Below are 11,176 nucleotides of genomic sequence, written 5' to 3'. Positions count from 1 at the left end.
ATGAGCAAGGGACCTATGAACAAACAAGAAGTTTTGGAAACCCTGCGGGATGCAGGAGTGAACCCGACCAGTCAACGGGTGGAGATCGGGTACATCCTGTTTGCCGAGCATGCCCACCTCTCTGCCGAAGAAATTATGCAGCGTGTGAACGCGGATTATGCCGTCGTATCCAAAGCCACGGTCTACAATACCCTGGGCCTGTTTGCGCAACACGGGTTGGTTCGGGAGGTCATTGTGGAGCCCGGAAAGGTCTTCTACGACTCCAATGTTGCACCGCACCACCATTTTTATTACGTCGACACTGGCGATCTGATGGATATCCCTGCCCAGCACCTTCGGCTGGCGCAGCAACCTCAGCTGCCGGAGGACACAGAGCTGGAAGAAGTCGACATCGTATTGCGCGTACGCAAGCGCAAACCGATGTCAGAAGGCTCGCGTCTGCGGCAATAAGGCCATTGCTTTCTTCCGCGGTTTAGATCATGCGGTAGCCAGGAAAGATCCCTGAGCTCGGTTCAGGGATCTAGTCTCGCCATCTGATAGACCTCATCCTTGATGGCCAAGCGCTTTTTCTTCAGCTCTTCCAAAGAGGTGCTCCCTGAGGCAGCGTCACTCCGTTCGATGTGCTCGATCTCCAGAGTGACTGATCTAAACTCGTTCAGCAACTTCTCGAAGTGTGGAGATTCTTCCCTGAGCGCTTGCATTTTCTCGGTCAATTCTGGAAATTCCGACAATAGATCCTGGTGTTCTGCTTCCATAATCGCTCCTGTACCTATCGGCTTCAATCAGTATATCTGAACGCTGGGCCTGGATGAAGGCCGGAAACCATATTCAGAGCAAAGAGACGGCAGCAGTCTATCGCTGGTCTGTGCTTGGCGCCCCGAGGGCGGGACGCCAAAATAGAGAAAACTCCGTTCACCCTTCTATCTGACCGGAAACAGACATGGTTTTTCCATTGATGGTCAGGATCTGTAATTGGTACGGCCCGGCACTGGTGCCAAGGAAGCCGGAGGAATCACTGACCGGCAGATGCACGGTAGCAGCAGCTCCAAGCCCTGCTTTCAGGCCCAATATTGGGTCAGGACGGATCTGCTGATAGGCGTAGTCATTGTCGATTTCCTTAGCAGCCAGGTGTGATAGCTGTTTACCATCCCATATCTCTACAACTTTTCCGGCATAATTTAACAAACGGGCCGAGATGATATGAGCCGGGACCGAAGCCGTACCCGCGTTCACATACATATGAACCGTAACACTCCCATCGGGCGCAATCTGCAGGTTCCGCATTTGCACGTGATGTACCTTGACCCCCGTGGGGTCGCCGTGAAAGGGGGTGATGACAGAGCCACGATAGTAGGAATAGGTCGCCACGATAAAGATGACGGCAATCCAGAACAGCGTCAGGGCCAGTTTTTTGAAGGCAAGATCCGATAAGGGTAAAGGCTCACTTCCGCCCAACCAGCGAAACCATCCCTTGGTTGCGAGCGCGGGTTTGGTTTTCAATAGCCAATTGTCGATGGAATACGCCCCACCACCGACCAGAAAAAGAGCAATACCCATACCGAAGTTGGACGCCGCCATTGTCCATTCATCGATACAGGTAGCCCCCTGCCAGCCAAAAAGCAGCATCAGAGTGAACGACAAACCAAGCGTCAGAAGCGCAGCGAGACGAGTGAGAAAGCCAGAGATCAACATCAGCCCGGAAACTAATTCCACGGCGCTGAAGATAATGACTCCGGCATACAGTAAAACAAAATGGTGCAGAAGAAAGGAAATGAGATGGCTAGTGCCAAGGATCGCACCCGGCATGGCGGTTTGGAATTTGTATGCCATCCAATGACCAGCCGGATTAATTTTTTGTGGACCATAGATGAAGCGGCGAGAACCACCACCCCAATATATCCACCCTTGAACAAACCGCACTGCCAGCATCCCAATGGCCATTATCCGCCACAAGTGCTTGCTCTCAGTGACTTGCTGACTACTGCTTTGCATTGTAGTTGCCATATATACCTCGAAGTAGAGATCAATCTCGTGTTAGCTAAACTGCGGATTCACATCCTTCACCGGTACCGCATTTACCCAGTCCCAGGAGTTTCCTAGATACATGGTACCGCCAACAATCGTGGGGTTCACGATACCAAAGCGTCCCCCTACGTGATAACTATGGATGAGATGACCGTTATCAGGATTCACCGCGTAGATATCCGGCCCAGTGGAGATATACAGCGTTCCCTGATAGTAGGTAGGCGCTCCCCGACCGGCACCCGCTGGACCAGGATTCGGTACTTTCCATGTCCATTTTACCTGACCGGTGTGCAGATCAATTGCGGCATAATCAGACGTTACGGGACTACCGACGTATACCATATTATCGTGGATCATCGGCACACCACCTTTGAATGCGGGAATTTTTGGACCGCGGCCCAGATTATCGGTCCACAAAACCTGTCCAGTCTTGCCATTAAAGGCCCGCACAATGGTTTCCATGGTTGGTTTTCCGTCGACGACTTTTGCGTTTGCGACAGTATCCATTACCACAATGCCATCTGCGGCTGCGGGAGAGACATCCCCCATTCCAGTATTCACCGCCCCCGGGATTTCTCCTTTCCAGATTACTTTACCAGAATGGATATCCAGACTATACAGACCGGGAATCACAGACATTGAGACATATACTCGTCCATCCATGACTACTGGACTGGACATATTGGCAATGCCACCGACATGGGTTTTCCAATCCTCCTTACCATTCGCAGAAGATATCCTGTAGATATTCCCGTCGCCGGTACTGATGAAGAGGGAGTGGTCTGCGTATGCAGGCGTTGGCATTGCATCTCCGGCAGTCTTGAAGCTCCATTCCAGCTTTCCCGTCTTCCGATTTAGACAGAACACACCGTTGTAACTGATATCCTTTCCGCGACCGGCCTTTTCTGGATTCCTCTTGTACTCCATGACGTTTGCGAAATTGAAAGAAACGCTGCCAGCGGATAGGAAAACACGATTTCCAACCACTAGAGGATTCCCCATGAGAGTGTTGGCAACCGGGCTAGTCCGCCAAATCAATTTTCCCGTTTTTGCATTGATGGCATAGGCGAACATATCATCGCTTTCAGCGTAGACAACACCGCGTACTACTGATACGCCCAGAGCATTACCATAAAACTGGGTCTGAACGGGCAACGCCTCTTTCAACCCATCCACTTTCTCACCATAGGGATGGTCGTCATTAAGGGGCCAGGCACGGGCTTCCGGAAAATTCCAGCGAACTCCTTGACGGATCCACTCTGGTGCATTCTTCGCTATCGGAAAGGCCGCATTGTGGTCCGGATTACCGTAGGCATGGGTCCAAGAATCTGGTCCCACTTGATCCACCTGAATCGGAGCATTCTGCGGCAGATATAGCGTCGCAAACGGGCTCTGCGGATCCATTGCATTGTGTGTCGGATCGAGGGGAATCGTGCCAGCAAACGCACCGGCGGGCGTCCAGGCTGCTATTGCTACGGCTACATAGATTTGTTTTGCATTCATAGTCAACTCCTATCTGAAGTAATTTAAAACGTGCTTTTACCTGTATAATTAGACTATGATAATATTATGTTATATCATAGATAAATGTAAAAGCTGATGTAATAGTAGACACCAAACCCATATCTATCAACCTATTATTTGTAATAATATGCAACAAAGTTACAGTATGTTACAAAATACTACAGACCCACCATAACGGATAGAGATTTCTTGTGCACAAGACCTGGTAGCAACAATTTTTGAGAATTACTTGGTGTTGAGATAAAAACACGGAAAAGCCATCATCGTCGACAACCCTGTCGGCGTTTTGCGGAAACGCATGTATCGATTCGAACGGCGCAAGGGACATCTGGAACCCCATCAAATTGCAGCATGGTGGAGCGCCACCGGTGAACTGCAAGACCACGCGAGGGACTATCTGCGCTGCCTGTTGCTGACCGGCCTTCGCGCTAACGAAGCATTACGCCTGCGCTGGTGCGACGTAGACCTTGAGGGCCGAATCCTGGCAGTGCGAGCGACCAAAAACGGATCAGATCACACGTTGCCGGTGGGCGAATGGTTGACCACCATGATAGCTTATCGACCGCGCCATGATGCTTTTGTGTTCTCGGGTCCGCGTGGGCGACCGACCAACATGCGGTATGCAACGCAAATGGTATGCGCTGCGACCGGCCTGGACATTGGCCGCCATGATCTGCGGAGAACTTTTCTCACTGTGGCCGATGCAGTGGACGTGCCCTATTACGCGCTAAAAGCGCTGGCTAACCACCGGACGGGCGACATTACCGCCGTGTACATTCAGTACGGCGTCGAGCGGCTACGGCGACCCATGCAGGCCATCGAGAACTTCATCTTGCGTGCCGCCGGTGCCCGTGCTGGTGCAGAAATTGTCGAGTTCGACGGAGTTCGAAAGTCCTCACCCCGGAGCATGGCTCGCGTCCTTGGCATCTCTCTGTCGGTGTTCTACGCAGCCATCCGCGAAGAACGTGACGCGGCACGCTGCGAGGGCCTGCCGATTGGGGATCAGAACGACTATCGGCCATTCATCGATGAGAATGAAAAAGCTCGCTGCGGTGCAAGGACAAGAACTGGAGCGCCATGCAAAGCCCAGGGCATCGGGAAAGGCCATCGGTGCAAGAATCATGGCGGCATGATTACAGGACCACGGATCGAGGCAGGAAAGGCGCGGATCGCAGAAGCCGCGCGGCGGCGTGCTAAAAAACCTGACTTTTGCTTCATGCATCATGGAGTCTCACATCCACCGGAGGGACTTTTGGCAGTTGTACATGCGCGTGCATCATGGGCTTTCTGTTCCTCGTGCGCGTAAAGCGACTGCCTATACAACAACCCCGCCTGCGCCGCGAAAATCGCTCAGAGGGCAAATCTGGGGCAGGAAACGGCATCCACACACAGCAACCGCTGTCCCCATCCCCAGGCCATTCGTCTGGGGCTTTTTTGTCCCTGCCATCGTGGTGGCTGAGTCGCTTATGAATAAAATTCACGTGGCACGATCTATGCGCTTATAGTGCAAGGTCTGTACCACGTGAAATCATTCACACGCTATGACCGAGCGGAAATAGCAACCGCGCACGTGTGCAGCTGGTATCAGTCTTTCAGGCGGGAAGACTGATCTGCCGCATTCCCTCACGTGCGCGCCCGGCTGGGCAAAAAGCTCTTTGAGACTCCAAGGGCTTTTTTCGAGCTGGTGCCATTGAACCCAGACTATCCCACGTTGCGATCCGACGTGGAGCGCCTATATATCTCCGGCGTCATGACTGAGCATCATTGAGCATCGACGTTATCGGGGGAAATAGCAAAGAAATGGACGAAGCTGGCAGTTTTGGGCCTGATGCTCATGTCTCCTGCGGCTTGGGCTTCTCAATGGTGGATCTTGGACTTCGGCACGCAGAGATGCGAGAGCGCCACCAACGTAGCCGCCCGGAGGCAAGCTCCAGAATTTCGAAGCCCTTTGGCGTTGCGCGACTTCATGCGATCGACGCCGGAAGCGCAAATCCTTCTCGGGTATAAGGGGGTGCGAGTCACCCATTTAGGTGACGGGCGTCTCTTGGTAGTCCTGCGGATGAGTCATGGGAACATGAATTACTTTAATTCCCTGACTGCGTGCGAGGCTGTGAAGAAAGCAGCGATTGAGGACGGCAATATGCCCAACCTCAACGAGCTGCGATGACCTAGCTTGCACCCCTCATGATTTCGCCTAAAAACACCTTGCCACCCTCAAGGAGCAGTCTCGTATGAAGAAAATCGTTTTAACCGTCGCAGCCTTGGCCGCGATCCCTTCAATCTCCATGGCAGATGACATGGTTGGCTCTTTTGGGCAGACCGAGAACCTGCTGGGTCTGTACGGTCAGTTTGTCAGCACGCCATCATCCGTGTCCGCATCTATTCCAGGCGCGTCCGCTTCTGCTTCTGGCAGCCAGACGGTGGGAGGCATGGGCGTTTTCGCCAACGGCATCAATGGACAGCTCTGGTTCGTGCATCTAGGCTTTAATTACGGCTTCGGTGCGCCTCTGTCCGGCGGCAGCGGCTCCGTGGTATCCGTTTTGGGGAACGCCTCGGCCAGCTACCACGCCAAAACCTACGGGCACTCGCTCCAGTTTAACGCCCGCGCAGGCAAGCTCTTCCAAGTCTCGCCCACGATTGCGGTTGGTCCCTACATCGCCTACCAGTACGCGGATTTCTACATTGGCTACGATGGACTCGGAACCGTCAAGTATGGCAATAACGGGTTGGGCGGAGGCGTTGAAGTGGCAACCAATACCGGAGGCCCATTCGACGTTTCAGCACATGCTGGATATTTGGCAGGCCTCAGCTCGACAGCAACCGCAACCTACCAAGGCAACTCCTATGGCGCTGAAAACCCTCCTGCATCCGGCATCTTCCAGTTGGGCGCAAAGGGCGTCTATGCGTTCTCGGATGATTTCAGCGCCTTCGCGGGCGTGAACTATGACCGCTACCACGCCACCTACAGCTATGCGCCCTATCAGCTCGCCGCCGCTGCTACGATCAACGAGGTGCGCGGCATGGTCGGCCTGGCGTACCACTACTGATGACCGACGACTGCCTGCACGAGGTAGTCGCTACCCCATTCCTGGCCGTTGGGCATCTGGTGATCATAACAGGGAATGCCGAGGTCTTCGGAGGTCGGTAAATCAGTGTTTGAGTCTCCAGCACTGATATTTTTTCCTGTTCCATCCGTTCCACGCCACCTCCCCCGCTACTGCGCCAGATCGCATTCCTTGGCCAGCCTGATCTGGGCGCAGGAGGTAATCGCCAGCGCCTTCCGATCTGATGCCGGCTTTCTCGCTGGTACTTACATAGTGCTTACACGAAAAAAATATGGCACTTAGGAGACTGACCTAAGTGCCTGTTTTATTTGGCGCGCTCGGAGAGATTCGAACTCCCGACCTACTGATTCGTAGTCAGTTGCTCTATCCGGCTGAGCTACGAGCGCTGCGAGGGACGAAGAATACCGATCATGCGGCGGCGAGTCAATCCACCCTGGCGGACGCTTTTTCCATCAGACCACGGATCTCTTGCGCAGAAAGCTCTCGCCACTCACCCGGGCGCAGGGTGCCGAGCTCCAGTGTGCCGATGGCAATTCGAATCAATCGCAGCACTATGCGGCCCTGGTTGTCTAGCAGGCGGCGAATCTGCCGGTTACGACCTTCGATCAGCATGAATTCGAGCCACTGAGTCTTTCCCCCACAGCGGATTTCGCGGATGTCCATGGGACGGTATTGCACACCTTCGATCTGCGGACCCGCTGCGAGGGTCGCGATCTGCTCTGCGGCAAGAGGAGGACGGATCTGCACATGATAGCGCTTGGGAAGATGGCTTTCCGGATCGAGCAGGGTCTGTGCCCAGGCGGGGTCATTGGTAAGCAGTAGCACGCCGCTACTCGCCTGATCCAGACGCCCTACAGGAGCTAACCAGCCGTCTCCGGGGATAAGTTCGTAGATCGTCCGGCGTCCCTGCGTGTCGCTTCGGGTTACGAGATAGCCGTGGGGTTTATGCAGGAGGAGGACGCGGCGCTCTGGCGCCGCTACCAAGGCTCCGTCGACTGTGATCGCAGCTTGATGCAAAAGAAAACCCTGCTCAGGATCGGTAATGATTTCTCCAGCCACGCTCACCCGTCCCGCGCGCACCCATTCTGCCGCCGTGGTACGGGAACAGAGCCCACGCTTGGACAGAATCCGCGCCAAGCCAAAGCGCCGCCCTGGTCTTGGGCGTTGCCCGCGGCTATGCTTAGGAGGCATTCACAGACACCGAACGGAGACAAGCCATGGCCCACGAAAGCCTGCATGAACCCCTGGAAAAATTGAGCCCGGATACCCTGGATATCCACCGCGCCATCAGCTCCCTGATGGAAGAGTTCGAGGCCGTCGACTGGTACCAACAGCGCGCCGATGCCTGCCAAGACCCCGCACTCAAAGCCGTATTAGCCCATAACCGCGACGAGGAAATCGAGCATGCGGCCATGGTGCTGGAATGGCTGCGGCGTAAGCTGCCGCGCCTCGACAAGGAGCTGCGCGAGTACCTCTTTACCGAAGGCTCCATTACGGGTCATGAAGCCGAGACAATGGGGCGCGACTGAATTGTGCGCGCCTTGGGCAGAAACTGGCGACAGAGTTGATTGAGCCAGTTCAATCCCAGAGGCGTGGGGCGCCAGTGGCGCCCTTCCCGCCGCATCAATCCATCCCGCTGAGCTTGGCGCAGACGTGCCTCTACCAACAGGAAGCTGATTCCCGTTCGCTCCTCGAACAACTCTTCGTCAAATCCCTCCAATAAACGCAAGGCGTTGAGAAAAAATTCGAAGGGTCTCTCCTCCGTTGGCACCCAATGTTCCTCGGCCAATTGCCCTTCCCCTCGCAGCGCTGCGGCCATATAACTCTCTGGACGTGGCGCCTTGCGGCTACGCCAGATGCCCTGCCCCGGCAAGGTGATCTTTTCGTGTGCGCCCGCGCCAATGCCCAGATAATCACCATACAACCAGTAATTTCGATTGTGCCGGCACTGTCGGCCAGAGCGTGCGTGCGCCGATACCTCGTAGCGCTGCAATCCGGCGGCGGCCAGTTCGCTGCGTAGCACTTCCTCCATTTCGGCAGCCGAGTCCGGGTCGGGCAACTGCGCGGGAATTTGCGTGGCGAATGGGGTACCTGGCTCCAGGGTCAGTTGGTAGAGGGACAGATGGGGAGGCTGATGGGCCAGCGCAGCGCGCAGGTCTCGCTGCGCGGCGACAAGATCCTGAGCCGGCAAGGCAAAAATCAGATCCAGATTCCAATTGTCGAAGCCGGCGTTTTGTAGCGCCTCGATGGCTAGATGCGCGGCACGGGCGTCGTGTATCCGGCCCAAGGCTTGCAAAAAACGATCATCAAAGGATTGCACGCCAAGCGACAAGCGATTGATTCCCGCATCGCGAAATCCCTGAAATGCGGCTGCATCCACGGCGCCGGGGTTGGCTTCCAGACTGATTTCCACCTGCGGCGCCAAACGCAGGCGAGCGCGAATGGCGCAGAGCAGACGATCCAGAGATACGGCGGGAAAGAGGCTTGGCGTGCCGCCGCCAAAAAAGATAGTGTGCACTTGGCGTCCCCAAACGCGCGGGAGTTCGCGCTCCAGATCGACGATCAGGGCATCGACATACCGCTCCGCGGGAAACTCTGCCGCAGCGTAGGAGTTGAAATCACAGTATGGGCATTTGGCTTTGCACCAGGGAAGATGCACATACAAGGAAAGGGGAGCTACACTAAGTTCAGGCATGATGGCTTCACAGGGGCAGACGATGACGGCGCAGCAAGATGCGCAGGAATGGATTGACCTATTTTTACTCAGTTCGGTGCTTTTTCCCAATGCCCGAATGGGTCTGCGGATCTTCGAGCCGCGCTACCTGGACATGGTGAGTCGCGCCATGCGCAGCGGCAAACCTTTTGGCATCTGCCTGGCCGAGGCAGAGTCGGCGCCGGTGCCGGTAGGTACCCTGGCGAAGATCATCGACTGGAACAGTGAAAATGGCCTTTTGCTTCTGGAAATCGAGGGCATGCAGCGCTTCACCGTGCAGGAGTGGGAGCAGGCCAATGATATCACGATTGGACGCGTCCACCTGTGGCCGGAGGAGCCCACGCTTCCCCTCGCCTTCGAGCATGACTGGCTGAGACCCATCCTGCAGCAGATCACCGAAGACCCAGCGGCGCAGAATCTGGATGCCAGTCGTGCAGGCATGATTCTCGCTCAGGCGCTTCCAGTCCGGGCAGCGGAAAAACAACAACTGCTGCTGCTGCAGGATCCTCTGGAGCGCCTGCGGCGAATTGCCAGCATCTTGCACAAGCAAGCCACTAGCTGATGCGGTTGCTTTTCCCCAGCCACGGCTTACAATTTGGCCCTTTTCTACGCTTCCCTTGAGGACTGTGCAGTGGATATTCGCCTTTCCAGCCGCGTTTCGACGGTTCGCCCCTCCCCTACCCTGGCGGTTACCGCCCGCGCCGCAGAACTGAAGCGGCAGGGAAAAGACATTGTCAGTCTGGGCGCTGGTGAGCCGGACTTTGATACGCCAGGACCCATCAAAGACGCCGCGAAGGCGGCACTGGATCGTGGCTTCACCAAGTATACGGCGGTCGGTGGCACCCCCGAGCTGAAGGCAGTAGTTGCGGCCAAATTCGCTCGGGATAATGGGCTGGAATTTCGTGCCAGCCAGATCCTGGTTTCCGTCGGCGGCAAGCAAAGTTTTTTCAATCTCTGTCAGGCCCTGCTCAACCCCGGAGATGAGGTGATCATCCCGGCACCCTATTGGGTATCGTATCCCGATATGGTCCTGCTGGCCGAAGCGCGTCCGGTGATACTGGATACGGATATCGACGTGCAGTTCAAGATTTCTGCGGAGCAACTGGCTGCAGCAATCACCCCGCGCACACGTCTGTTGGTGCTCAACAGTCCGTCCAATCCCTCGGGGATGGCGTACAGCAGAGCGGAATTGGCCGCCCTTGGAGAGGTTCTGCGGGCCCATCCAGAGGTTCTCATCGCCAGCGACGACATGTACGAAAAGATCCTCTTCGGTGATGCGCCATTCGTGAACATCGCGAATGCCTGCCCCGACCTGCTTCCGCGTTGTATCATCATGAATGGCGTTTCCAAGGCCTACGCCATGACCGGCTGGCGCATTGGCTATTGTGCTGGACCCTCGGCGCTGATCGCTGCCATGGAAACCGTGCAGTCGCAGAGCACCTCCAATCCGTGTTCCATTGCCCAGGCAGCGGCCCAGTCGGCCCTGGAGAGTGGCGATACCCTTCTTACCCCCATGCTACAGGCCTTCGCGCGACGCCATCAGTATGTGTATGACCGGTTGCGTACCCTCCCCGGCGTTGCTGTTTTGCCATCCTCTGGTACGTTTTATAGCTTTCCCAACGTGCAGGGAGTGATGCAGAGCCGGGGCATCGATTCCGATCTGCAGTTAGCCGAGCAGCTTTTGGAGGCTGGAGTTGCCGTGGTTCCCGGCAGCGCCTTTGGTAGCCCCGGCCATCTGCGGCTCTCCTTTGCCACCAGTGACGAAAATCTGCGCCTGGCTCTGGACCGCATCGGCGGGTATATTACCGCGCCTGCATAGACGCCTCCGATCCTAAGTGCTACCTTGGCG

The 11,176-nt window shown here is 55.7% G+C and carries 11 protein-coding genes and 1 tRNA gene; 6 read left to right on the top strand and 6 right to left on the bottom strand.

Going from position 1 to position 11,176, the window contains the following annotated elements; all coding sequences use genetic code 11:
- Positions 1-15 precede the first annotated feature (15 nt).
- A complete protein-coding gene (locus ACQAYK_RS06165; RefSeq protein ID WP_226827747.1) occupies positions 16-450 on the top strand; it encodes a Fur family transcriptional regulator in 435 nt (144 codons plus the stop codon).
- Positions 451-512: 62 nt separating this feature from the next.
- On the opposite strand, the gene ACQAYK_RS06160 is transcribed toward ACQAYK_RS06165, so the two are convergent.
- From ACQAYK_RS06160 to ACQAYK_RS06150, 3 genes are all read right to left on the bottom strand, one after another.
- A complete protein-coding gene (locus tag ACQAYK_RS06160; RefSeq protein ID WP_215871785.1) occupies positions 513-755 on the bottom strand; it encodes an HP1242/YdcH family protein in 243 nt (80 codons plus the stop codon).
- 157 nt (positions 756-912) lie between these two features.
- Complete coding sequence (locus ACQAYK_RS06155) at positions 913-2,004, bottom strand: TQO small subunit DoxD (protein WP_215871786.1); 1,092 nt, start codon at positions 2,002-2,004, stop codon at positions 913-915.
- Between the two features lie 30 nt (positions 2,005-2,034).
- Entirely contained in the window at positions 2,035-3,528 is a 1,494-nt protein-coding gene (locus ACQAYK_RS06150) for an outer membrane protein assembly factor BamB family protein (RefSeq protein ID WP_215871787.1), read from the bottom strand.
- Between the two features lie 319 nt (positions 3,529-3,847).
- Between ACQAYK_RS06150 and ACQAYK_RS06145 the strand changes: the two genes are divergently transcribed.
- Positions 3,848-4,855, top strand: a complete 1,008-nt coding sequence (locus ACQAYK_RS06145; RefSeq protein ID WP_215871788.1) for a tyrosine-type recombinase/integrase — start codon at positions 3,848-3,850, stop codon at positions 4,853-4,855.
- 925 nt (positions 4,856-5,780) lie between these two features.
- Positions 5,781-6,596, top strand: a complete 816-nt coding sequence (locus ACQAYK_RS06140; protein ID WP_215871789.1) for a hypothetical protein — start codon at positions 5,781-5,783, stop codon at positions 6,594-6,596.
- Between the two features lie 327 nt (positions 6,597-6,923).
- On the opposite strand, the gene ACQAYK_RS06135 is transcribed toward ACQAYK_RS06140, so the two are convergent.
- Positions 6,924-7,000 (bottom strand) — tRNA-Arg (locus tag ACQAYK_RS06135).
- A gap of 37 nt (positions 7,001-7,037) precedes the next feature.
- A complete protein-coding gene (locus ACQAYK_RS06130) occupies positions 7,038-7,805 on the bottom strand; it encodes a pseudouridine synthase (RefSeq protein WP_215885790.1) in 768 nt (255 codons plus the stop codon).
- Positions 7,806-7,831: 26 nt separating this feature from the next.
- Between ACQAYK_RS06130 and ACQAYK_RS06125 the strand changes: the two genes are divergently transcribed.
- On the top strand, positions 7,832-8,143 hold the full coding sequence (locus ACQAYK_RS06125) for an encapsulin-associated ferritin-like protein (protein WP_215871238.1): 312 nt from the start codon (positions 7,832-7,834) through the stop codon (positions 8,141-8,143).
- On the opposite strand, the gene hemW is transcribed toward ACQAYK_RS06125, so the two are convergent.
- Complete coding sequence (gene hemW / locus ACQAYK_RS06120; RefSeq protein ID WP_215871239.1) at positions 8,113-9,309, bottom strand: radical SAM family heme chaperone HemW; 1,197 nt, start codon at positions 9,307-9,309, stop codon at positions 8,113-8,115. The two genes, ACQAYK_RS06125 and hemW, sit on opposite strands and share 31 nt — an antisense overlap.
- A gap of 22 nt (positions 9,310-9,331) precedes the next feature.
- On the opposite strand from hemW, the gene ACQAYK_RS06115 reads away from it, so the two are divergent.
- Positions 9,332-9,889 (top strand): LON peptidase substrate-binding domain-containing protein, encoded by a 558-nt coding sequence (locus tag ACQAYK_RS06115; RefSeq protein ID WP_215871240.1) that lies wholly within the window; start codon positions 9,332-9,334, stop codon positions 9,887-9,889.
- A gap of 69 nt (positions 9,890-9,958) precedes the next feature.
- Complete coding sequence (locus ACQAYK_RS06110; protein WP_215871241.1) at positions 9,959-11,146, top strand: pyridoxal phosphate-dependent aminotransferase; 1,188 nt, start codon at positions 9,959-9,961, stop codon at positions 11,144-11,146.
- Positions 11,147-11,176: the final 30 nt, after the last annotated feature.

It is taken from the genome of Acidithiobacillus sp. AC3 (genome assembly GCF_050261095.1).
Taxonomy (GTDB): domain Bacteria; phylum Pseudomonadota; class Gammaproteobacteria; order Acidithiobacillales; family Acidithiobacillaceae; genus Igneacidithiobacillus; species Igneacidithiobacillus copahuensis.
The sequence above is the reverse complement of the archived record's forward strand: the minus strand, read 5'-3'. Positions and strand labels throughout refer to the sequence as shown.